The sequence below is a fragment of the Bacillus sp. FSL M8-0266 genome (assembly GCF_038613425.1).
Classification (GTDB): Bacteria; Bacillota; Bacilli; order Bacillales; family Bacillaceae; genus Bacillus; species Bacillus pumilus.
The window spans coordinates 3,264,030-3,287,785 of sequence record NZ_CP152015.1 but is presented as its reverse complement, the minus strand read 5'-3'; the positions used below and the strand labels follow the sequence as shown (position 1 = coordinate 3,287,785).

Genomic DNA, 23,756 nt, shown 5'->3' with positions numbered 1-23,756 from the left:
CTCAAATCGGATGGGTTGCTTAGGAGGAAAATGGGTATGAGTGTGAAACAAACAGCATGGCAAATCATGATTGGATGTATTTTGTTTGCAGCAGGGATCGGGCTTGTGCAAATGGCATCCGCGCAGCCCGTCGGGTTAAAGAAGATGGTAGCTGTTCCGATTATACTTCTGATCCTGTCGGCTGCTCTCGTGTTGATGAAGCTGTACATGAATGGTGAGCAAATCTTCATGGCAGCCATCTATCTTTTGATTACATTGACCTTTCTCAACAACGCGTTCTTTTCTATTAGTGCAGGGTTCTTTAGTCTTTTTCTCTACCGTATCATGCTCATCGCCACCTTTACTTTATTCATATGGCGGATGAGAGATAAGGGGACGTACATATCGCAGTGGCAGCAGATTCGTGTCAAAGGACTTCTTGGTTTTTTCGCTGCATGGTTTCTTTACGGGCTCATCTCACTGCTTTGGGCTCATTCGGTCACATACGGCCTGAAATATATGTCCCTTCTTGCAATGGGGATGGGATTTGTCTTTCTAGTCGTCATGTATATTCAGCGAATGGATCAAGTGGTGACTTTTTATAGCATTTGGCTTGTTATGACTGTGTTTGTAATGGGGATTGGGTTCTATAATCACTTTACATTGAACCATTTACCGAATACCTCATTATATCTAGGGCCAGTGTATAAACAGCACTATCCTACATCTGTCTTTTTTAATCAGAATGACTTTGCAACGTTTTTATCGATTAGTTTCTTTTTATATCTAGCATGCATGCGTCAAATGAAAAACGGTTATATCAAAGCGTTTGGATTATTAGGTGCAATCGCAGCGCTGTATCTCATTTTGTTAACCGAATCCCGCGCTAGTCTGCTTGGGATATTTGCAGGAGTGGCGATCTATGTGTGGTTGCTGCTGCCGCGTTTTCTCAAAAAGTTGTCAATCGTTGCAGCAAGCGGACTTGTCGTCATCGGTATCGCTGTCTTTTCAGCCAAGATTTATTCGATTTTTTATGACTTGTTTCTCGCTTCTCAGGTCGCGCATTCTTTTAGTGAACCACTCCCGTCTAACATCGCGAGAGCAAATTTAATCAAAAATGCTTGGCACTTCTTTACGAATTCATACGGATTCGGAGTTGGAGCGGGGAATGTGTCTTACTACTTAGCTCACTTTTCGATCTTTGACACAGACCAGGTCGTAGAAGTGCACAATTGGCTGCTGGAATTGATGACGAACTTCGGATTTGCAGTCATGCTGGGCTATATCTCAGTATACGCCTATCTCATGTTCACACTGTACAAACAATACCAATGGGCTGACACAAGATCGGCAAAAATGATCATTGAGGGGTTGTTTGCAGCCATGCTGAGCTTTCTCGTTTCAAGTATCAGTCCTAGCTCCGTCTCGAATTTATATTTCCACTGGGTATTTTTAGGACTGGTGATCGCAGCGGTGAATATGCTGAAAAACAAACAACGACTCAAGCTGTGGTAAACCGTGTGTGATGCTTTGTTTGTATGGCTACACTAGTGAAAGAGCAAATACGTCAATGTTGGGAGAATGAACATGTCTGGTTTCATATCAAGGATAGGGAAGCGAATCAAAAAGTACATCGTATGGCTCATACTGCTGCCTGTCGTATTAGGCGTTTTTGGTTTCTTTTTTGCTAAAGGAACTACGCAGCAGTCTAGTTACACAGCTGCTGTTACCCTCACTCTCGGTAAATATGATGATGGGGTGTATAACAATATGGCAGAAGTGACATCTCTATTAAAAAGCGATGCATTTCTAAACGAAGCACTCAGTGATGTGAAAGAAGAAGAAAGACAGGATGTGAAAACCCGTCTCATCCTTACCAATCAATCGGATACACAATTACAGCTGTCTTTCACGGATGCCGATAAGGGTCGTGCTTTGGCTGTCGTGAAGCAGGTGTCAGATACATTTCTCAAGCAAGATAAAGCGTTATTTACAAAAAGGCAGCAGGTGATTGAAAGTAGATTAGCTGCTCTTGAAGACGAATCGGTCAGCAATGATTCCAAAGTCGATAAAGAACGATTCTTATATGAATTGGAGTCAACAAAGCTTGGAATGAAGCAGGCAAAAATTGTTGATCCTGCCCAAGTACTTGATGAAGGCAATAAAGGCATGTCAGCTAAAAAACGTGCACTTCTTGGGCTTGTCATTGGCTTTAGTATCTCGCTCATGTTTGTGGTCTTACCCGAAGTGTTCAAAGAATCTTAATGATGAACTGGAGATGAGTCTAGGTGAACAATCAACCGTTAGTATCCATCATTACACCTGCGTATAATGCGGAACGTTATTTAACGGATACAGTTCATTCCGTCCTTGCCCAAACCTATTCCAATTGGGAGCTGATCATTGCAGATGATTGTTCTACAGATGGAACTAGAAAGCTATTAGGGGATTTAAGTCAAGCGGACGACAGAATCAACGTCATTTATTTAGAGGAAAATGGGGGAGCTGCCATTGCTAGAAACGCAGCCATCAAACAGGCAAAAGGACGCTTTATCGCTTTTTTAGACAGCGATGATATGTGGAAAGAGACGAAGCTCGAAAAACAGGTAGACTTCATGCTGACAAATGATTACGCCTTTACATTTACGGCATATGACATCATTGCAGAAAACGGAGAATCATTAGAAAAAACCGTCACTGCGCCAGCGAGATTAGACTATAATGAAGCCCTGAAAAACACCATTATCGGCTGTTTAACGGTCATGCTTGATCTTCAAAAGGTAGGACATGTGGAAATGCCGAACATTCGCACAAGGCAGGATTTAGCTACTTGGCTGTCTATATTAAAAAGAGGATTTACAGCCTATGGTATGAGTGAACCGCTCAGTGAATATCGCATCGTTGGGAACTCCATCTCTAGTAACAAGTGGAAAGCAGCGAAAAAAACGTGGTTTGTCTACAGAGAAATTGAGCAGCTTCATTTTGTCAAAGCGTCTTGGTGTTTTATGCACTATGCGACAAATGCTGTGAAGAAGCGCTTATAAACAGAAGGGAAAAAAGGTGATAAAGGTGAAAGCAGACTCGATCATACATGTTGTCGTAGCGACGGGAGAATGGGGACAGGACGGACTGAGGTACAGACGGCATCGGCTGGCCGAATTTCTAGCATCTGATCCAGAAACAAAAGAGGTCATCTGGGTATGCCCGTCATCATCTCGTCATACAGCTCCCTTTCAGCCCATAACAGATCGAATGAAGCAATTGACCATTCCTGATGTGCTCAAGAGCAAATTATTTCGCTTTGGTCGATATCAAGACATGTTCTATATTCATAAATTATCCCCTCTTCTTGAACATTTGCGGCAGGAGAAAAAGAAGGGGATCGCCGTTTGTTTATGGTATACGTTTCCGGGCTTTCCGCTCTTATCTTCTTTATTTGAATGGAAACATATTGTCTATGATTGCAGTGACCTGTGGGGTGAGCCGATAAGCGGCAACCATAACATCCTTTCTTATATGAGGCAGCGTGTCATTGTCAAAGCAGAAAATCGAATCATTAAATATGCACACAGCATTACATGCTCTTCTCAATATTTACACGATCAAATCAAAAAACGTCTTATGGGAGAACCGAAAGATGTGTTTACGGTGGAAAATGGCGTCGAGTACGATGTGTTTGCGAAAAGCAATCTTCCGTGTAAAGAAGATGTGCTGGAAGGAAGAGAAGGGACTGTACTTGGTTTTATCGGAGGAATTAAGCCAAAGCTCGATTTTGACATGATAGCTGAAGCTGCTCGTATGCGGCCTGATTGGACATTTTTATTTGTCGGTCCGGATGGAACGAATGGAGATCCATCTTTTCAGCATGCACTCAAACTGCCTAATGTGATTTGGACAGGTGCTGTTGCTCCAGAAGAAGTGCCTGCTTATATGAAGCTGATTGATGTAGGTATGATGCCATATAAACAATCCCCTTACAATCAAGCGGTGTTCCCTCTCAAGCTTTATGAATTTTTAGCCGCTGGAATACCGGTTGTCGGTTTAAATCTCCCATCAACGGAAAGGCTAAAAGAGAAGGATGTGTATGAATATTTAGAGGGCGATGATCCTGCGCTCTTCGTAGAAGCCTGCCTGAAAGTGATCAGCAAAAAAGACGACACGAGCTATAGACATCTAAGACAAAGCCGAGCGAAGAAAAAAGATTGGCACGCGCTGTTCACAAACATGGTGGAGCTAACGAATATTAAAGAAAACGCATAATTCATTCGGGATTGTGCGTTTTTACTTGTTTCATCACCGGGGAAGGTTGTGATCATCCTCTATTCAATTGTATAATGGAAAGAGCGGCCAATATACAAAATACAGATTTCAATTTAGAAGGAGACTGACCTATGGATTACGAACGCGCCTTATTAGCGTTTTTTGTCTCTCTGGCTACAGTTTTAATTGTGACACCAATCGTCAAAAAGTTTGCAATTAAGATTGGTGCAGTGGACCAGCCGAATAAACGAAAAGTTCATGATAAAGTAATGCCTCGAATGGGTGGTTTGGCAATTTTTATTGGAGTAGCGGCTGGAGCATTAGCAGGCGGGCTGTTTCTACATAATAAAATTACAGCAATTTCAGTTGGTGCCGTACTCATCGTCATTTTAGGTATATTTGATGATAAATATAATTTAAGTGCAAGATTTAAATTTCTCGTACAAGTCCTTGTTGCTTGTTTGATTGTGAGCACGGGCTTAAAAATGGACTTCTTCTCTGTTCCTTTTTTAACAGATCGAATTGAGTTAGGCTGGATGGCATATCCCCTCACCGTGCTATGGATTGTGGGCATCACAAATGCCATTAATTTAATTGACGGCCTTGATGGACTAGCTGCCGGTATTTCTGTCATCGGTTTATCAACGATTGCAGTGATGGCATTTTCTGCTGATAAGATTCTGATTCTTTCTTTATCTCTTGTCGTCATTGGCAGTACGATCGGCTTTCTCTTTTACAACTTTCATCCGGCGAAGATTTTTATGGGAGATACCGGTTCGTTATTTTTAGGCTATATGATCTCGGTGCTGTCACTTTTAGGGCTATACAAAAGTGTCACTTTGTTTAGTGTTGTTGTTCCTGTGATCATTCTAGGTGTTCCTATATTTGATACGACCTTTGCAATCATTAGACGCATATTAAACAAACAGCCGATTTCATCACCGGACAAATCTCATATTCATCATAGACTAATGGCCTTTGGCTTGTCCCATCGCATGGCTGTCATCGTGATTTACATGATTGGCTTAGTCTTTAGCTTAAGTGCGATTTTGCTGACAAGCGCGACCATTTGGTTATCGCTGATCATTATCTTTTTACTGGTGATGTTTATGCAAGTGATTGCGGAAGTCACGGGTTTGGTCAACGAAGAGTATAAACCATTTACGAAATTCTATAAACGAATGGTGAAAAGACAATAAAAAACAGCCCGTTCCTAGGGAACTGGGCTGTTTTTATTATTGTCCTGATGTGCTGGAAGGATTAGTTGTATCACTTGATCCTGTTTCACTAGAGGATGGATTGGTTTGTGAATCTGTTTCAGTCGAAGATTCAGTAGGAAGCTTTAAATGCGTCCGTAATTCATTTTGTACGTTAGCTAGATTGGTTTGATCTGGCTCAAAGTAATACGTTCGATTTGGTCCTAAATAAAGATCTGACCCTTTAATAGAAAGTGTTTCTGTGTCGTCTCCCTTAAACCCGCTGTAGATTTGCTGAAGCGCAAGACCTTCTGTGATACGGAAGTTGGTCGTAATGTGATCACTGACTTCTTTTGCGATATTATCGACGTTCGCAATGTTATTTGCCTTCGACATTTGATCAATCATTGCACGTAAAATTTGTTTCTGACGATCATTACGTCCAAAATCACCGCGTGGATCTTGTTTTCTCATCCGAGCGTAAGCAAGTGCTTCTTCCCCGTTTAAATGCATGTTGCCTTTTTTGAAGTAAATCTTTTTCGATTTTTTCACATCACTTTTTTCATTGAAGTCAAATGGAACATTGATATTAATTCCGCCGACTTCATCAATGACATCCTTGAATCCGTCAAAATCAACGGTGGCATATTTATCAATTGGAATATGCAAGAATTGTTCGACAGTTTCAATCGTCTCGTCTTTTCCGCCTTTAGCAAATGCTGCATTGATCTTTTCTTTACTTCCTGTCGTGTCACTTGCAAGCTGTACGCGTGTGTCACGAGGGATACTAACCATTTTCATCGTTTTGTCTTGAGGGTTAATCGTTGCAACAATAAGTGAATCTGAACGGCCATGATCACCATCTGTGGCATAATCCTCAATTCCGACAAAAAGTACAGAGAAGGGTTTCTTTTTAATATCAATGACCGCATCACGAAGCTTCGATTTCTCTCCGCGGTTTAGTTCGTCATATGTTTTGTCAGCGGCTTGAAGTGTATTGACTATTTTATAGACTGCAAATCCGCCCATGCATATGATAAGAAGCAAAAATAAGACCAGGATACGTTTGAAAATTTTCTTCTTCTTACTCTTTTTCTTTCGTACACGCACTTTTACTCGTTGTGCCATTCATCTGTCTCCTTTATCGGACCAATGTCCTTTTCTAAATAAATCAGTTCGCCTTCTTTTGTAACACTCTTTCCATTTGTCAGCTCAGTCATCCATTCAATGAACTGCTCTGTTTGTGTTTCTTCTACATACGTCTCAAAAATAACATCTTCTGCATAATGAATTTCTTTTAGCTGAAAAGATGAGGCTCTAAGCTCATTCTCTACCTTTCCAAGCCATGTATAATCTATTGTTGTGTGCATCGTACGCATTAAACAGCGCTCTACCATCCCAACATGGTTGATGGCTTCTGATACAGATTTTCCGTAGGCACGAATCAAACCACCGGCGCCTAGCTTAATACCGCCGAAATAACGAGTGACTACTACGACTGTATCTTTCAGCTTCCGTTTTTTTAACACTTCAAGCATTGGCACACCTGCTGTACCACTTGGTTCACCATCATCATTCGCTTTTTGAATCAGGTCATGTTCTCCAATGAGATAGGCAGAACAATTATGTGTGGCATTCCAATGTTGTTTTTTAATGGATTGTATAAATGCTTGTGCTTCTTCTTCTGAGACAGCACGCTGTATATGACAAATAAAACGTGATTTTTCAATGACGATCTCATGCTCGCCACGACTTTTTACTGTAAGATAGCGATGCAGCAAAAGACATACCCTCCTGAAAAGCAAATTGTAAGACTAGAGAAAATTTGCTTTGATTTTAGAATTTTACAGCGTATTTTGTTATGATGATAGGGGTAGAAAAAGGGTCGTCATAAAAACTTCATGATTTATACGCATTCTTTCATTATAATTCGACATAAAATGCAGATCAATGACATTTATAATAAAAAAAGATGACATCACTGTTACGGGAGGGAAAAGCCATGACAACACCTAAAATGGATCCGAAATTATTGGATTCAATCATCATGAAAATGCTAAGTACAGTTGATGGCAGCAAGGACGAAGTATTTAGGATAGGCGAACAGTCCCGTCAACAATATGAAAGCCTTGTAGAAGAGCTGAAGCAAATCAAGCAGCAAGTAAACGAAGTAATTGATTTTGGGGATAAACTAGAAGTCCATACGAGACATGCTAGAAATCGCTTATCTGAGGTCAGCAGAAATTTTAACAAATTTAGCGAAGAAGAAATACGCGAGGCCTACGAAAAAGCACATAATCTGCAAGTGGAACTCACCATGATCCAGCAGCGTGAAAAGCAGCTGAGAGAAAGAAGAGATGATCTAGAAAGACGATTGTTAAGCCTTCAAGATGTCATTGAACGCTCTGAAACGCTTGTGAGCCAGATCACAGTTGTTCTCAACTATCTCAATCAGGACTTACGCCAAGTTGGCGTGTTACTTGAAGATGCTCAGGCAAAACAAGATTTTGGACTTAGAATTATTGAAGCCCAAGAAGAAGAGCGCAAAAGGGTATCCCGTGAAATTCATGACGGTCCGGCCCAGATGCTGGCAAACGTAATGATGCGTTCCGAATTAATTGAACGGATTTTCAGAGACCGTGGGACAGAAGAAGGCTTTAAAGAAATTAGAAGTCTCAGACAGAATGTGCGAAATGCTCTGTACGAAGTGAGAAGAATCATTTATGATTTAAGACCAATGGCTTTAGATGATTTGGGTCTCATTCCGACGCTAAGAAAATATTTAAACACAATCGAAGAGTATGATGGAAAAACCAAGATCACGTTCCAATGCCTAGGGGATACAGAAAGCGAAAGAATTGCTTCACAATTTGAAGTGGCACTGTTTAGACTAGCCCAAGAAGCTGTCACAAATTCATTAAAGCATTCCGAAGCTGAAGAAATCTCTGTAAAAGTAGAAGTGACGAAAGACTTTGTCACGTTAATTATCAAAGACGATGGAAAAGGCTTTGATATGAAAGATGTGAAAACAAACAAAAACAAATCCTTCGGTTTACTTGGCATGAAAGAACGCGTAGACTTACTGGAAGGTAAAATGACCATAGACTCAAAAATAGGTCTAGGGACATTCATCATGATTCGCGTGCCATTAACATTGCAAAATAAAATTGTAAAATAGAGACAAAAGACATATTGACCATAAAGTTCAGGTGTAGAACAATAAATATGGGGAGGCGTAGCTTGTGACTAAAGTAAATATTGTAATTATTGATGATCACCAATTATTCCGTGAAGGTGTCAAACGGATTTTAGATTTTGAACCTACTTTTGAAGTAGTTGCAGAAGGAGACGACGGAGACGAAGCTGCACGTATCGTAGAACACTATCATCCGGATGTTGTCATTATGGACATTAATATGCCGAATGTAAATGGTGTAGAGGCTACAAAGCAGCTAGTTGAGCTTTATCCCGAATCAAAAGTCATTATTCTATCTATTCATGACGATGAAAACTATGTGACACATGCATTGAAAACAGGAGCAAGAGGCTACCTGTTAAAAGAAATGGATGCAGACACGCTCATTGAAGCAGTGAAAGTTGTAGCTGACGGAGGATCTTATTTACATCCGAAAGTTACTCATAACTTAGTAAATGAATTCCGACGCCTAGCGACTAGTGGCGTTTCAGCACATCCACAGCATGAAGTATATCCTGAAATTCGCAGACCACTTCATATCTTAACGAGACGTGAGTGCGAAGTACTTCAAATGTTAGCTGACGGAAAGAGCAATAGAGGAATTGGTGAGTCGCTCTTTATTAGTGAGAAAACAGTCAAAAACCACGTGAGTAACATTTTACAAAAAATGAATGTAAACGACCGTACACAAGCTGTTGTTGTAGCAATTAAGAACGGCTGGGTAGAAATGAGATAATGTTCCGGACAAGTACTCCTTTTTCGCCTGTTTTTGGTTCTCTCACATGTCAATTGGAGAGAAATGATAGGTAGATAAGGAGTCTTTTTCGGATATAACGGGCTTGCCTATTGATTAGGCAGGCTTTTTTGATTACTATTATAAACCTAATGAACAACAATGATCATTCTTTGAAAATAAAAAAGAGCAACTTAACGGATAAGGAAGGTATTTAAGAATGAAAATAGCCGTTGTAACAGACAGTACTGCTTATATACCACAAGAGCTGCGTGATAAACATCATATTCATATGATCCCTCTCAATGTCATTTTTGGCAACGAATCATACCGTGAAGAAATAGAAATGGATTGGAAGACATATTATGAAGAAGTCAAAAAGCATAAAGACCTTCCAACCACCTCTCAGCCTGCTTTCGGTGAACTAATAGAATTATATGAAAAACTAAGTGAAACATATGATGCCGTGATTAGTATTCACCTTTCTAGCGGAATTAGTGGAACATATAATAGTGCAGCCTCAGCAAATGACCTAGTTGACGGAATTGACATTTATCCGTTTGATACAGAAACTAGCTGTATGGCGCAAGGTTTTTATGTGATAGAAGCTGCTGAAAAAATCCAAGCTGGTGCTTCTCCAGAAGAAGTGTTAGCTCATCTCAATTACCTGAAAGAGAATCAGAGAGCTTATTTTATGGTAGACGATTTAACTCATTTACAAAGAGGCGGCAGATTAAATGGTGCTCAGGCTTTTATTGGGAGCCTCTTAAAAGTAAAGCCTATACTGCATTTTGACAACAAGCTAATTGTCCCTTTTGAGAAGATTCGTACACGGAAAAAAGCCATTTCACGTATGTTTGAACTATTTGATGAAGATGCATCGCGTGGTGTCCCGATGAGAGCAACAGTGATACATGGTAATAGAGAAGAAGAAGTAGACGATTTGATTGCGCACTTATCAGAAAAATATCCTCATGTTGAATTTTATAAAAGCTATTTTGGTGCCGTAATCGGCACTCATCTAGGCGAAGGCTCTTTAGCTCTTGGCTGGGTGATTAAATAAATCCTAAAAACCTCTTTTCTCTTAGAAAAGGGGTTTTGTTTTTCTTTTTTAGCTGTTGGACGAAAGGTCATGTCTTTGCGCATAATAGGCAAACATCAGTTGAAAGGTGTTTGTTGAAATTGAACATGGACAAAGCAATGGAACTAGGGCAACACCTGCAGTCACGCCACCTGCTTACTGCTGAAACAAGATGCTCACAGTCTGATTTGGATTGGCTGGAGGAGAAAGGGTTAGTTATCCGAACACCTGCTATTGAGAGGAAAGCAAATGGTCTTATTTGCTGCAGATGTGGTGTATCAAAAAATCGGTACTTTGCCCACTCTCCGTGTGACAAGTGTCAAAAAGATTGTGTGTATTGTAGATCATGCATCATGATGGGGAAAACAACGGAATGTGGCTTTCTTTATGAATGGACGGGTCCACAAATGGAAGAAGCATGTCACTCGGAATTAACATGGCAGGGAGACCTGTCTAAAGGACAAAAAAGAGCGTCAGAAAAATTGATAGAAGCGATAAAACACAAATCTGATCTACTCATCTGGGCAGTTTGCGGGGCAGGGAAAACAGAGGTGCTTTTTCACGGAATAGAATATGCCTTACATCAAGGAATGAGTGTCTGCATTGCGACACCTAGAACTGATGTTGTACTTGAACTAGAGCCGCGGCTTAAAAAAGCTTTTCAAGGAATGAAAATAGCTGTTCTTTATGGAGGAAGTCCTCAAAGGTTCCAAATAGCACCGTTAGTAATCGCTACAACTCACCAGTTGATGAGATATAAACATGCATTTGATGTGCTCATTATAGATGAAGTCGATGCCTTCCCTTATTCAATCGATGAACGTCTCCAATTTGCTGTTTTAAAGGCAATGAGAAAGAAAGGGGTTAGGGTTTATTTAAGTGCGACGCCGTCTAAGAAAATGATAAGAGATGTATCTCGTGGACAACTAGAAGCCGTAAAAATTCCTCTGCGCTTTCACCAACAGCCTTTACCGGTCCCATCCTTTCAATGGATTGGACATTGGAAGAAGAAATTAAAAAAGAATCAGCTCCCACCTAAAGTAATGAATTGGATGCAGAAACATATTACAAAAAAGAGAAGGGTTTTACTTTTTGTTCCTTCTATTTCTACTATGAAGAAGGTAACGAAGGTTCTTAGAAAGCACCACTTAAATGTAGAAGGGGTGTCTGCTGATGATCCGGACAGGAAACAAAAGGTCCAGCAATTCAGAGATTACAAATACGATGTACTAGTTACAACCACAATTCTAGAAAGAGGCGTAACCATTCCAAATGTGCAAGTAGGGGTACTAGGTGCAGAATCTACTATCTTTACAGAAAGTGCACTTGTTCAGATTTCTGGTAGAGCAGGTAGACATCCCGATTTTTTTAAAGGAGATGTTTTCTTTTTTCATTTTGGTTTAACGAGAAGTATGAAACAAGCAAAGAAGCATATTGTAAAAATGAATGATACAGCTGAAAAAGAGTTCTCCGAAAAATAATGTAGGTTCAACTAAATTTCATGGTACATTTATATTCACAATACACAAATGGCAGGAGAGACAAATATGCTGCTCAATGCAAAAGAAACACTACTCAAGGAAATCCTCTATCAATATCTCAACCAATTAAACATGATTTGTCACTGTGAAAAGTGTATAGAAGATGTATTAGCGATTTCACTAAATCAAGTGAAGCCTCAGTATATAACAGATATCGATAAAATATCTTACAGTAAATCTGATATGGTGGACAAACAGAAGAATACGGCCATGCTGGTCATTCTCACAGAAGCCGCTTCAAAGGTCTCCGCATTTCCAAGATGCGAAAATCGTCTGCCGATAAATAAGGATAACAATTGATCTGCCTCATTTGTGAGGGGCATTTTGTCGCTTCTTTTACATGGAAATCATTACTTCTATTAAATGATGATCGTCTATGTATAGCATGTAAGCATCACCTAGAAAAAATTCAACGCCCGATTTGTCCAGCCTGCGGGAGAGCACAGTCGAGCGATCAATTATGTCAAGACTGTTCCAGGTGGAAAGAACGCCCTGATTCTACTTCATTACTTGTGAAAAATAGGTCTGTCTATGCTTACAACGATTTGATGAAAGAGGTCCTTTCCCGCTTTAAATTTCGAGGTGATACAGCTTTAGCTGAGCTTTTTAAACAAGATGTCCAAGTAGTATTTAAGCGCTCTTTTTCAATTAAAGAACCTGTGCTGATCCCGATTCCTTTAAGTAAAGAAAGACTAAAGGAAAGAGGGTTTAATCAGTCCGTCATACTTGCTTCCTTGATTGGTGAGCCGATCCTTCAGCCACTTGTGAAAATACATCAAACCAAACAGTCCAAGAAAAAGAAAAATGAACGTTTAGATCAAAAAGGAATGTTTCAAATCAAACAGACAGATGCGATCGTTCAAAGGGATGTTATCTTAATTGACGACATTTATACAACAGGGGCCACCATTTATGATGCGGCGAGAATTTTAAAAGAAGCAGGTGCCAAAAGTGTTTCCTCTTTTACGTTGATCCGTAGTTAAAATTCAGGATAATTAACCGATAATAAGAAGAGAAAATAACGTAAGGGGTTTTGGTTATGAATCAATTGGCAAACTGCCCGCAATGTAATCAGCTGTTTTTAAAAACGACCATCCAAACGGTTTGTAACAAATGCTTTGAAGAAGAAGAACGTTCTTTTGATATCGTTTATAAATTCTTGCGAAAGCAAAGTAATAGACAATCAACCATTGCTGAAATAGTAGATGCAACAGAAGTTGATGAAGAATTAATCTTGAAATTTATCCGTTTGAAAAGACTTCAAATTAGCCAATTTCCGAATATCAACTATCCTTGTGAAAGATGTGGCCAACCGATCAGAAAAAACAAGCTGTGCAACCAATGTGAACAGGACATTCATTCGCAAATGAGTCAAATGAACCAAGAAGAAGAGCGTAAAAGGGAGATTGAATCTAGGAAAAAAGACACCTATTATGCCATTAATCCTAAAAACGATTGATTCCCTAAACTAAGTTGCAGTTTGGTCGATAAAATGGATAGAATCAAGACAGACTGTAACGGAAAGCGAGAGGAATCCCGTGAAAATTAATCGATATGGAACACAACCAGTAAATCCTTACAAGAAAACATATGAGAAACAAACGTTGCAATCAAATCAAGCAAAATCAACTGATAAAGTCGAAATTTCTAAAAAGGCAATCGAAATGCAAAAGGTACCGAATATCATGAAAGAACGCCAAGATAAAATAGACCAAATTAAAAAAAGCATTGAAGCCGGAACATATCAAGTAGATACAAAGGGCATTGCTGATAAAATGCTGAATTTTTATAAACAACAATAACAAAAGGGAGTAGCGTGAATGTCAGTTAAAATAATCATTGAAGAGCTGCATCGTCTCTATGGATTGCATGAACAGCTTTTGAAGCTGTCGAAGGATAAAACAGAAATGCTGAAAAGTAATGAGATTGATGCTCTTTCAGAGGTTCTGAATTTAGAGCAAAAATATATTCAGGCCATTTCTCAATTAGAAGAAAAAAGAATTGAAGCGACAGTTCAATTTTTACAAAGTGATGAACCCCCAACCATCACCGCGTGTATCGAAAAGGCTGAAGGTTCGGATCAAGAAGAGCTCATTTCGTTATATGACAAATTAAATGACATCATGGTGGAACTGAAAGATGTAAATGAACTGAACAAACAGCTCATTCAGCAGTCGCTTCAATTTATTTCACTGACATTCGATCTCGTTAACCCTAATAAAGAAAATATGAATTACGGACAAAATGGTCTTGAGAGTTCAAAGCCTAAACAGCAGAGGGCTTTGTTTGATTCAAAGGCGTAAACAAGGAGGATACCAATGGGTTCTACATTCATGGGACTAGAAACGGCAAAAAGAGGAATCACAGCCCAGCGTGCAGGGCTTTATGTCACATCAAACAACGTCTCCAATGCAAATACAGATGGCTACTCAAGACAAAGAGTTACCTTTAAAGCAGATAATCCTTATCCAGTCATTTCAGTTTATGACGGCAAGACGTATGGCCAAATGGGGACAGGAGTTCAAGTTGGAACCGTTGAAAGAATTCGAGACAGCTTTTTAGATCTGCAATTCAGAGATCATAACAATAACTTGTCTTACTACTCAACAAAATCTGATGCCCTTTCGCAAATGGAGGGAGTTATGAATGATTTGACGGATGAAGGCTTAAACAGAGCTTTTGATAACCTTTGGAAATCATTACAGGTCCTATCCGAAACAAAAAATGCCGATACAGCGTCTGCGCGTACAGTTGTTAAAACAAGTGCACAGGCTTTAGTAGATCAATTCCGTCTACTTAATTCGTCTTTAACAACGATACAAAAGAATTTAAAAACAGAACTCGATTCAACAGCCAAAAATGTGAACACGATTTTATCTCAAATAGATGAAGTGAACAAACAAATTGCAGCAGTTGAACCAAACGGGTATCTTCCAAATGATCTATATGATACGCGTGATGCGTTGGTAGATCAATTATCTTCACTTGTTGATATTAAAGTGAGCTACAATCCATCTGGCGGGAATGCACTCAAAATTGCAGAAGGAACTGTTAACATCGACATTATCGGTGCAAATGGACAATCTGCTGGAACGATTTTGAATGGCATTACAAGCGAAAAATCTGAACTGCAAATCTCCTATGATAATACAACGGGACTTGTTAACTCACTTCAATTCGGAACAACAACCATTGCAGCAGATCAGCTTCAAGTGAATGGTAAAGTAAAAGCACTTGTTGAGGCTTATGGCTACATGTCAAATGGTGCTGAAAAAGGCATGTATCCAGACATGCTTGCAGAGCTTGATGAAGTAGCACAAGTCTTCATGGATACATTTAATGATGTGCATAAGCAGGGGTACACATTAAATGGCACAAGTGGACAAGACTTTTTTGATATCGAGAATAATAATGATCTGAATAAAGGTTTAGCTGCTCGTATCAAAGTGAGTGATGTTATTTTAGCATCAACAGATAATATTGCAGCATCTATCAATCAAACACAAGGTGACGGTTCGAATGCTACGAAATTAGCTGGTATTCAAGACTTAAAGGTACCAATCGGCGGCAATACAACGACGATCCAGGATTACTACCAAAATGTCATTGCTGAGATGGGAATTCAAGGGAAAAAGAACATAACGCTAGAAAGCAGTTCAGCCGCTCTTGTCAATTCAGCCAATGAGCGTAGAATGTCGACGAGTGCTGTTTCCATTGATGAAGAAATGACGAATATGATCCAATTTCAGCATGCATATAATGCAGCTGCGAGAGTTGTGACATTACAAGATGAAATATTGGATAAAGTAATAAACGGCATGGGTGTCGTAGGAAGGTAGGTATAACTGATGCGAGTCACACAAGGTATGATTTCTCAAAACTCACTTCGTAATATTAGTAAAAGTTATGAAAAACTTTCTAAAATAAATGAGCAAGCACAAACAGGGAGACGTTTCACAAAAACGTCTGATGATCCCGTTGCAGCAGTAAAAAGCCTTCAATATAGCACAGCAATGTTTCGAAATGATCAATATCAAAAAAACTTAAATGAAGCACAGAACTGGATTGATACATCTGAAACAAGTGTCACTGAAATCATTGATATTATGTCAAATGTACGAGATAAAGTGCTTGATGCGGCTAATGGAACAAAGCAGCCAGAAGATTTAGCAGCTGTCGGAGTAGAAATTGGCCAGATGAAGAAACAAATCATTGACGCGATGAACACTCAGATGTTAGGTAAGTTCGTATTTAATGGAACAAATACAAATGTCAAACCAGTTGTTGAGAACGCAGATGGTACGTTTACGTTTAACTTTGAAAACTATACAGATGCAAATTCTGTTAAGTCGAACATTTCTGATGGTATCACTTTAAATGTGAACTCAAATCCAATTTCAGCGTTTGGTGGACAGTCTGCCAGCGGTCAAAATGTCATTGAAATGCTGACGAATTTAGAAAACTCATTGAAAAATGGAACGTTCGCAAATTCTGATGATGCGTTAGGAAGTATCGATCACTTTAAAGAAGTGATGAGTGCTGAGCGCTCGGACTTAGGAGCCCGTTCAAATCGTGTTGACTTAGTAGGCAGTCGCTTGACTTCACAATTCGAAGTACTAAAAAATGCCAAATCAGATAATGAAGATGTAGAAAGTGAAAAAGCAATTATTGATCTTCTTCAACAAGAGGTTGTGAATAGAGCTGCTTTAGCAACGACGGCTAAAGTTATTCAGCCATCCCTTGTTGATTTCTTAAGATAATAAAAAGCATCCGTTGGGTGCTTTTTTGCATCATGGAGGTGTACCTATATGCAAATCCCTAGATTGTTAATGCAACAAACCTATGCAAAGCTGCAAATGTCGACAACTCCTTCTCGGCAAGAAGTAGAGCAGCCAAGAGCAGACCTTGAGATTCAGCAGCCCAGAGCCGTCATGAATATGACAAGGACACCGTCAAAATTAACAATAGATCAAACCGAAGCATTTGCCGATATGGATATCAAGTCGATTTTTAGGCGTTCTGAAGAATGGGCAGCTGAGGGGAAACGTGCTGTTGGAGAGGGAATGGGCCGAAGAGCGGAAGAAGGCAGTGAACTCATCAAGATCGAGAATGGTGGGAATGCAATTGCCGAGTTTGCCAAAATCAATGGCACTCCTCCAGCCAAACAATTCAATATTGGTGTGATCCCTTCATTCTTTAGTGTGAAAATTCACTATCAGCCATCTGAGCTTCAAATTGAAGTGGAGCCTCAAAAAGCTATTATAGAGGCAACGCCTCATAAACCAATCGTTAACTACCAGCCAGGTAAGGTCAATATTGATATGTTACAATACCCAGATTTAAAAATAGAAGTTGACGAAACGGGCCAAAATGGTGATAAGGTATAGTTAAGAAAAATGAAAAAGGTCGTGAATTATGATCATTCAAACAAAATACCATGGTGAAGTGACAATCAAAGAGGAGCAAATCATCAACTTCTCTAATGGAATACCAGGATTTCTGGATCAAAAACAGTTTGTCATTTTACCTTTATCAGAAGAGTCTCCATTTTTAGTTCTTCAATCATTGAAAAACGCAGAGTTAGGCTTTATTGTCAGCAGTCCGTTTTTATTCTTCAATCAATATGAATTCGATCTAGACGAAACGGTCGTAGATATTCTAGAAGTAGAAGATGCCAATGATGTGGAAGTTATGGTGATTTTAACAATGGAATCTTCTATTGAAAAAACGACAGCCAATTTAAGAGCGCCTATTATTGTGAACCGGAAAAACATGAAAGCCAAGCAGGTGATTTTGCATGATTCAGCCTATCATACAAAACATTTGTTAGAGGTGGCATCCTCATGTTAGTTCTCTCGCGTAAATTAAACCAGTCGATTCAAATTGGCGATGATATTGAAGTCAAGATTATTTCGATCGAAGGCGATCAAGTGAAAATCGGGATTGAAGCTCCTAAGCACATTGATATTCACAGGAAAGAAGTGTACCTGTCTATTCAGGAAGAGAACAGTCGTGCTGCGAGTTTATCCGTAGATCTCCTCTCTCAAATATCCTCACAAAAAAAGTGAGGATTTTTTTATCTGATTCAGCTATCCTTCTCCACGTTTCTGTGTGGATGTTCACCATCTATATGAAACTTTAACAAATCGGTCCATCTATATTTAATTTGAAAATTCAAAGCCGATATAAAAGGTAGATTAAAGCACAGGAGCTGAATAACTATGTCTGTTGGTAAGTTGACATCGCTAGAGCCAATTATCGATGCATTTCAAACCCGTGTTTCTAATAACCAGAATGACAATGCAAACTCTGATTTACAAGCAAATGGCAAGGTCGTTTCAAAAGAAGAAATTGAAAAAACGCTTCAAGGAGCAAACAAGCTGATTGAACCCACTCAATTTCATCTGCAATTTGAATTACATGAAAAACTCAATGAATATTATGTCAAAGTCGTAGATAACCAAACAGAAGAAGTCATTAGAGAAATTCCTTCCAAGGAATGGCTTGATTTCTATGCGGCAATGACAGAAATTGTCGGTTTATTTGTAGATAAAAGAATGTAAGTGAAGGGAGAACATAAAAAATGGTCAATCGAATTACTGGATTTTCAAATGTGTTTGATATTGATGAAATCGTATCAAAGCTAATGAAAACTGAGCAAGCACCACTTGATAAAATGACACGCCAGAAACAAACACTTGAATGGCAAAGAGACAGCTATCGCGAGGTCAATTCGAAGATCAAAGAATTAGATGATTTGATCAACAGTTTAAACTTAACGCGTCCAACTACATATGGCGCCAAAAAAGTGACAAGCTCAAATGAATCTGCTGTCACAGCAACTGGATCAACAAATGCTGCCTCTGGCTCAATCAATGTCACCCAACTAGCGACAGCTTCTGTCTTCAAATCGTCTGGTACTTCTGGTTTTACACCTGCAAATGGCACGTTTACATTCGAGGTGACGACACCAGATTCGACAAAACCGAAAATGGTGACGATCAATACTTCTGATACCGATACAATTGATAACATTGTGTCAAAGCTAAACAACTCGCAATTAGGTGTGACAGCTTACAAAGGACAGATCTTTGATGGAACGAACTACGTGGATACAATCGCTCTTACTTCTCGGACAACAGGTGAAGGTGTCAGCATTAAAGCAGCTGATGGTAATTCAGCTTCATTCTTCACTCAATTAGGCTTCCAAGTGGATGGAGATAACAAATTAGTTGCGACGACTCAAGGACAAAAAGCGCAATACGAGATTAATGGTCTAAAAATGGAAAATAACAACAATATATTTGAGCAGGCTGGTATTACGTACGAGCTTAAAGGGACAACCGATAAGCCTGTCAGCTTAAACGTTTCAACAGATGTGGATGCAATCTTTGATAAAATTAAACAATTTGTTGATAAATACAATGAGCTCGTTGAGCAAATTAATGGTAAAGTCAATGAAAAGAAAAACAGAGACTATCAACCATTAACGGCTGAAGAGAAAAAAGGGATGTCTGAAAAAGAAATAGAGCTATGGGAAAAGACCGCGAAGTCTGGCTTGCTGAGAAGTGATTCCATTTTACGATCTGGTGCTTCTAAAATAAGAAGTGATTTATATGCTAATATTACGACAAGTGATGCGAATAAAATTCAGCTCACACAAATCGGTATTGAGACATCATCCAAGTATAAAGATGGTGGAAAGCTGGAATTTAGTAAGGATATAAATGGAGTAGAGAAATTAAGAAAAGCCATTGAAGAAGACCCGGAGAAAGTCAGACAAATGTTCATCTCGGGTAGTTTAAATGTGGATTCAAAAGATAAAGACAAAGCACAACAGCAATATCAAGAACAAGGAATCATTTATCGTGTCAAAAATTCCTTAACTGCCTTCACGAAGAGCATTCAAACAAAGGCGGGAAGCACAACGATGGAATTAAAGGAATACGGACTTGGTAAGGACCTTGATTCTTTAACAAAACGAATGGATACATTCCAAGATCGTTTAAAAATGGTGGAAACCCGCTACTACAAAAAGTTTAGCGCCATGGATAGCGCGATTCAAAAGCTAAACAACCAATCTGGCTATCTTTCTCAACTGCTTGGACAATAATTGGAGGTTTATAACATATGGCAATTCAGAACCCTTATGCCGCCTATCAGAAAAATTCTATTGAGACTGCAACACCTGCCGAGTTGACGCTTATGCTTTATGAAGGCTGCTTAAAGTTCATTAGACTAGCGAAGTATGCCATTCAAAAAGAGGATGCAGAAACGAGAAATGTGAACCTGAAAAAGGCTCAAAACATCATTCAAGAATTAAATGTCACCTTAAATCGTTCTTATGACGTATCAAATAGTATGGCAAGTATGTATGATTACATTTATCGCAGACTGATTGAAGCCAATCTTCAAAATGACGAAGAGATGTTGAATGAAGTAGAGCAATACGTAACTGATTTTCGTGATGCGTGGAAGGAAGTTATTCAAACCGATCGAAAAGGGCGCCACCACTCTATCGGGGGATCTCTATGAGTATTGTGGACCAGCTGCATGACCAAACATTAAAAATGGCAGCCGAAATAACGGCAAATCCGCAAAGTGACACCTTGGTTGAAGACTTTGATGCCTTTTTAATTGAGAGAGACGAATTAATGAGAGATATTCAGCATGAGCTGACGGATCAAGAAAAAGAAAAAATCAAAGAAATCATCCAAACAGATCAACAGATGGCGAAGCAATTAACTGTGATCCAAAATGGGATCAAAGCAGATATTCAAGCCATTCAAAAAAAGAAAACGAAACAGCTGAATTATCAAAATCCATACCAGCCTATGACGAGTGACGGCGTATATTACGATAAACGGAAATAATTAGGTGAGACCTGTGGCGTATCGTTCAGATGACTATATTTTATTAACCACATATTATGAACTTCTATTTACGATAGAAGAGAGTCTAAAATATTTAGATGAAATTGAGAAGGATTTTGCTAAAACAGAAGGGGATCGGATCTTTAATGATCTGATCCATGCCTTCTTTCATTTAGAAACAACACATCCCCTTCTGCTTTCAATTATAGAAAATGAGCACTTTGCCAAAACGATTCGTTCGTTTGATCAAATTTTTTTAAGTTTTGATATACTAGCTTTCTATACATTCCCTTCAATACACTTCCAATCATTCCTTAAAGCATATTTTATACCTGAATATAGAAAGTGGATGGATGAAATACATGCCTGTATGAGGCCGTATGTCATTCATTAATTTTTGTTCAATTCAGACTTTCGGAGGAAATTATGAGACTAAAAAATCAATTTTTGTTTGGGCTTATTGTCATATGTGTATTGTTTGTCAGTATTTTAGGATTCTCAAGCTTTATCTATTACAAAACAGATCAATCCTACAAGACGCTCCTCAGTAAAGAAGTGAAGCTTTATCAGACCTCACTGGAATTAGAGGCGCTTTTGCAAAAGCAGGAAGCACAAATCAAAACCTATGTTGTCGTGCAAGATGCTGAAAATTTACAGAAAATTGAGCAAACATATGAAGAGATTAATAAGAAAACAACGGAAGCTACAAAAATGAGCTCTGTCAAACAAGCAAAAAATCTATTAGATCAAATCTCAGAAAAGAATTATCTCTACTACACCTCAACAAACCGACTATTTAATTCATTGAATATGCAAAATCAAAAAGAATTTAACACACGCCTCAATCAAGAATTACAACCTATCGAACAAGAAATACATACCTTTACAAAAGAATTTGCTCAAACCCAGTTGAAGCAACGTGACCAAAAAATCAATCAGCTCAACCAAGACAGTAATCAATTACTATTCACTCTCATTCTAGTTAGTGCGGTCATTATTGTTGGCTTTTTGTTGATTGGGACAAGATTCGTTTATCGTATGACAAAGCCGATTGTGTCTGTCACAAATGCTGCGAGAAGGATGGCAGATGGTGACCTTACACTTGAAGAGATTGAAGTGACCTCTAAAAATGAGATTGGTCAACTCGGTACTGCTTTTAATCAAATGACAAAGCATTTGCGTCAGCTCATTTTACAGGTGCAACATGGATCAAGACAATTAGCTGATTCTGCTGCTCAGTTTGAGGAAACGATTCATCAAACCATATCGGCCAGTGAGCAGACATCTAGCTCGATTGAACAGGTCAGTGAAGCTTCACGTGAACAATCAGACGCGGTCGGAAAAGTAGCTTCTGCCATTCAAGAAGTCTCGACTGGTATGCAAAATGCAGCTGAACACACATCCGATGTTTCGGGTCACTCAATTTCAGTGACTGAAAAGGCTGAAGAGGGTGCAGCGCTTATTCAGCAATTCGTAAAACAAATGAGCTCTATCAAAGCGTCTGTGAACGAGCACCATTCCACAATGGCTCATGTACAAGCCCAGTTTACAGGCATTGAAGATTTGTTAGGTCATATCCATGCCATCGCTGATCAAACGAATTTGCTTGCTTTAAATGCTGCTATTGAAGCGGCAAGAGCAGGAGAGCATGGGAGAGGCTTTGCGGTGGTAGCAGATGAAGTGAGGAAACTGGCGGAAGAATCTAGTCAGCTGACAGATCAAATTAGTCAATTGCTCGCGAACGTGAACAAAGATACTGAAAAATCATCACATTCGATGACAAAGGTTGAGCAGGATGTAGCAGAAGGTGTGAAAGTATCGCAATTGTCAGAACAGAGCTTTCATGAAATCCTGGAATCTATTCGTGATATTTCGATGAAAGCAGAGGAACTTTCAGCCACTGCAGAGGAGATTTCAGCTAGTACAGAGGAAATATCTCAGACGGTTGAAGTCATTGAAGAAGGAGCCAAACGCAATTCAGAAGAGACGGAGTACATGTCTGCGGCTGTTGAAGAATCATTGGCAGCAAATGAAGAAATGCAAGCAGCGGCGGAGGACTTAAAAACCTTATCTCAATCGCTGAAAACATCAATATCATCTTTCACCATTTAAATGTGCGCTGGTCTTTTTCAAGAATGAGCCGAATATATATTCATCACCTATCAAGTAACAGTTGACGCACCGCAAAATTCGACAAATTTCAATAAAAATTCACATTTTTTTTACGTTTGAGCAGGAGAAAAGGAGGGAAAAGTAGAAATAGGTTTACATATCCTTAATTTTAAAGGAGGCGTTCTTTACATGAATTACAATGTCAGAGGAGAAAACATCGACGTAACACCTGCACTAAGAGATCATGTCGAGAAAAAAATTGGAAAGCTGGAGCGTTATTTTGAGACAGACGTAGATGCTTCAGTCAACGTGAACTTGAAGTTTTACAATGATCAAGAATCTAAAGTTGAGGTTACCATTCCAATGACTGATCTAGCACTTCGAGCTGAGGTGCATAATGAAGATATGTACAATGCAGTAGACCTAGCAGCCAGTAAATTAGAACGTCAAATTCGAAAACACAAAACAAAAGTAAACCGTAAATTCCGAGAGCAAGGTGCCAAAAAGCACTTATTTGCTGGAGGAAATGGGACGGCTGATGTAGCTGTTCAAGATGACGAAGAAATTGATGAAACAGAAATCGTCAGACAAAAACGTTTCAATTTAAAACCGATGGATAGCGAAGAGGCCATCCTTCAAATGAACATGTTAGGTCATAGTTTCTTCGTCTTCACAAATGCTGAGACAAATTTGACCAATGTGGTCTATCGCCGAAATGATGGAAAATATGGACTGATTGAGCCGAACGCTTAATCTGATCTAAAAACAACCTAAAAAAAGTAAAC

28 protein-coding genes are annotated in these 23,756 nt (G+C 39.2%); 26 read left to right on the top strand and 2 right to left on the bottom strand.

The features are described from left to right. Positions 1-36 precede the first annotated feature (36 nt). The 5 genes from MKY83_RS17010 to MKY83_RS16990 all read left to right on the top strand — a co-directional run bounded on the left by MKY83_RS17010 (position 37) and on the right by MKY83_RS16990 (position 5,438). Positions 37-1,494: an O-antigen ligase family protein gene (locus tag MKY83_RS17010; protein WP_342487505.1), complete on the top strand. Its 1,458-nt coding sequence runs from the start codon at positions 37-39 to the stop codon at positions 1,492-1,494. 72 nt (positions 1,495-1,566) lie between these two features. After that, positions 1,567-2,244 (top strand): sulfur relay protein TusF, encoded by a 678-nt coding sequence (locus MKY83_RS17005; protein ID WP_065097929.1) that lies wholly within the window; start codon positions 1,567-1,569, stop codon positions 2,242-2,244. Positions 2,245-2,267: 23 nt separating this feature from the next. Next, entirely contained in the window at positions 2,268-3,023 is a 756-nt protein-coding gene (locus MKY83_RS17000; RefSeq protein WP_044140043.1) for a glycosyltransferase family 2 protein, read from the top strand. A 19-nt stretch (positions 3,024-3,042) separates the two neighbouring features. Then, positions 3,043-4,239, top strand: a complete 1,197-nt coding sequence (locus MKY83_RS16995; RefSeq protein WP_342488696.1) for a glycosyltransferase — start codon at positions 3,043-3,045, stop codon at positions 4,237-4,239. Positions 4,240-4,370: 131 nt separating this feature from the next. Next, on the top strand, positions 4,371-5,438 hold the full coding sequence (locus tag MKY83_RS16990; RefSeq protein WP_126741304.1) for an MraY family glycosyltransferase: 1,068 nt from the start codon (positions 4,371-4,373) through the stop codon (positions 5,436-5,438). A 36-nt stretch (positions 5,439-5,474) separates the two neighbouring features. On the opposite strand, the gene MKY83_RS16985 is transcribed toward MKY83_RS16990, so the two are convergent. Together MKY83_RS16985 and MKY83_RS16980 are read right to left on the bottom strand one after the other, a co-directional pair. Further along, positions 5,475-6,563 carry an LCP family protein gene (locus tag MKY83_RS16985; protein ID WP_217012105.1) on the bottom strand — a complete coding sequence of 363 codons (1,089 nt, stop codon included), beginning with the start codon at positions 6,561-6,563 and terminating at the stop codon, positions 5,475-5,477. Beyond that, positions 6,548-7,216 carry a YigZ family protein gene (locus tag MKY83_RS16980; RefSeq protein ID WP_003212936.1) on the bottom strand — a complete coding sequence of 223 codons (669 nt, stop codon included), beginning with the start codon at positions 7,214-7,216 and terminating at the stop codon, positions 6,548-6,550. Before MKY83_RS16980 ends, MKY83_RS16985 begins: the two co-directional genes overlap by 16 nt. A gap of 221 nt (positions 7,217-7,437) precedes the next feature. Between MKY83_RS16980 and MKY83_RS16975 the strand changes: the two genes are divergently transcribed. From MKY83_RS16975 to raiA, 21 genes are all read left to right on the top strand, one after another. Further along, positions 7,438-8,613 carry a sensor histidine kinase gene (locus tag MKY83_RS16975; protein WP_003213166.1) on the top strand — a complete coding sequence of 392 codons (1,176 nt, stop codon included), beginning with the start codon at positions 7,438-7,440 and terminating at the stop codon, positions 8,611-8,613. 64 nt (positions 8,614-8,677) lie between these two features. Further along, the gene (gene degU / locus MKY83_RS16970; RefSeq protein WP_008348273.1) at positions 8,678-9,367 is read left to right on the top strand and encodes a two-component system response regulator DegU; all 690 of its coding nucleotides are present in this window, start codon (positions 8,678-8,680) and stop codon (positions 9,365-9,367) included. 217 nt (positions 9,368-9,584) lie between these two features. After that, positions 9,585-10,427: a DegV family protein gene (locus MKY83_RS16965; protein ID WP_044139336.1), complete on the top strand. Its 843-nt coding sequence runs from the start codon at positions 9,585-9,587 to the stop codon at positions 10,425-10,427. Positions 10,428-10,546: 119 nt separating this feature from the next. Then, positions 10,547-11,926, top strand: a complete 1,380-nt coding sequence (locus MKY83_RS16960) for a DEAD/DEAH box helicase (protein ID WP_142671660.1) — start codon at positions 10,547-10,549, stop codon at positions 11,924-11,926. Positions 11,927-11,992: 66 nt separating this feature from the next. After that, positions 11,993-12,286, top strand: a complete 294-nt coding sequence (locus tag MKY83_RS16955) for a competence protein ComFB (protein WP_044139337.1) — start codon at positions 11,993-11,995, stop codon at positions 12,284-12,286. Continuing rightward, positions 12,283-12,969, top strand: a complete 687-nt coding sequence (locus MKY83_RS16950) for a ComF family protein (protein ID WP_181462031.1) — start codon at positions 12,283-12,285, stop codon at positions 12,967-12,969. The genes MKY83_RS16955 and MKY83_RS16950 overlap by 4 nt, the downstream gene beginning before the upstream one ends. A gap of 56 nt (positions 12,970-13,025) precedes the next feature. Next, positions 13,026-13,445 (top strand): TIGR03826 family flagellar region protein, encoded by a 420-nt coding sequence (locus MKY83_RS16945; protein ID WP_044139338.1) that lies wholly within the window; start codon positions 13,026-13,028, stop codon positions 13,443-13,445. A 79-nt stretch (positions 13,446-13,524) separates the two neighbouring features. Further along, a complete protein-coding gene (gene flgM / locus MKY83_RS16940) occupies positions 13,525-13,788 on the top strand; it encodes a flagellar biosynthesis anti-sigma factor FlgM (RefSeq protein WP_003213252.1) in 264 nt (87 codons plus the stop codon). Positions 13,789-13,806: 18 nt separating this feature from the next. Beyond that, positions 13,807-14,289 carry a flagellar protein FlgN gene (locus tag MKY83_RS16935; RefSeq protein WP_034660146.1) on the top strand — a complete coding sequence of 161 codons (483 nt, stop codon included), beginning with the start codon at positions 13,807-13,809 and terminating at the stop codon, positions 14,287-14,289. Between the two features lie 15 nt (positions 14,290-14,304). Then, positions 14,305-15,825 (top strand): flagellar hook-associated protein FlgK, encoded by a 1,521-nt coding sequence (gene flgK / locus MKY83_RS16930; RefSeq protein ID WP_044139339.1) that lies wholly within the window; start codon positions 14,305-14,307, stop codon positions 15,823-15,825. 9 nt (positions 15,826-15,834) lie between these two features. Further along, on the top strand, positions 15,835-16,746 hold the full coding sequence (gene flgL, locus MKY83_RS16925) for a flagellar hook-associated protein FlgL (RefSeq protein WP_044139340.1): 912 nt from the start codon (positions 15,835-15,837) through the stop codon (positions 16,744-16,746). Between the two features lie 48 nt (positions 16,747-16,794). Next, complete coding sequence (locus MKY83_RS16920; protein ID WP_003213106.1) at positions 16,795-17,373, top strand: DUF6470 family protein; 579 nt, start codon at positions 16,795-16,797, stop codon at positions 17,371-17,373. A 28-nt stretch (positions 17,374-17,401) separates the two neighbouring features. Continuing rightward, positions 17,402-17,836, top strand: a complete 435-nt coding sequence (fliW, locus tag MKY83_RS16915) for a flagellar assembly protein FliW (protein ID WP_044139341.1) — start codon at positions 17,402-17,404, stop codon at positions 17,834-17,836. Continuing rightward, positions 17,830-18,054, top strand: coding sequence for a carbon storage regulator CsrA (gene csrA / locus MKY83_RS16910; RefSeq protein WP_044139342.1), 225 nt, complete (start codon positions 17,830-17,832; stop codon positions 18,052-18,054). The genes fliW and csrA overlap by 7 nt, the downstream gene beginning before the upstream one ends. Before the next feature lie 153 nt (positions 18,055-18,207). Next, on the top strand, positions 18,208-18,549 hold the full coding sequence (flaG, locus tag MKY83_RS16905; RefSeq protein ID WP_003213002.1) for a flagellar protein FlaG: 342 nt from the start codon (positions 18,208-18,210) through the stop codon (positions 18,547-18,549). Between the two features lie 20 nt (positions 18,550-18,569). Continuing rightward, positions 18,570-20,099: a flagellar hook-associated protein 2 gene (locus tag MKY83_RS16900; RefSeq protein WP_044139343.1), complete on the top strand. Its 1,530-nt coding sequence runs from the start codon at positions 18,570-18,572 to the stop codon at positions 20,097-20,099. A 17-nt stretch (positions 20,100-20,116) separates the two neighbouring features. Continuing rightward, positions 20,117-20,521: a flagellar export chaperone FliS gene (gene fliS, locus MKY83_RS16895; RefSeq protein ID WP_003212886.1), complete on the top strand. Its 405-nt coding sequence runs from the start codon at positions 20,117-20,119 to the stop codon at positions 20,519-20,521. Next, complete coding sequence (fliT, locus tag MKY83_RS16890; RefSeq protein ID WP_003212921.1) at positions 20,518-20,859, top strand: flagella biosynthesis regulatory protein FliT; 342 nt, start codon at positions 20,518-20,520, stop codon at positions 20,857-20,859. Before fliS ends, fliT begins: the two co-directional genes overlap by 4 nt. A gap of 13 nt (positions 20,860-20,872) precedes the next feature. Further along, a complete protein-coding gene (locus MKY83_RS16885) occupies positions 20,873-21,253 on the top strand; it encodes a hypothetical protein (RefSeq protein WP_003213093.1) in 381 nt (126 codons plus the stop codon). Between the two features lie 32 nt (positions 21,254-21,285). Then, positions 21,286-22,971, top strand: coding sequence for a methyl-accepting chemotaxis protein (locus MKY83_RS16880; protein WP_044139344.1), 1,686 nt, complete (start codon positions 21,286-21,288; stop codon positions 22,969-22,971). A 189-nt stretch (positions 22,972-23,160) separates the two neighbouring features. Then, positions 23,161-23,724, top strand: coding sequence for a ribosome-associated translation inhibitor RaiA (gene raiA, locus MKY83_RS16875; protein WP_003213481.1), 564 nt, complete (start codon positions 23,161-23,163; stop codon positions 23,722-23,724). The last annotated feature ends 32 nt before the right edge of the window (positions 23,725-23,756 follow it).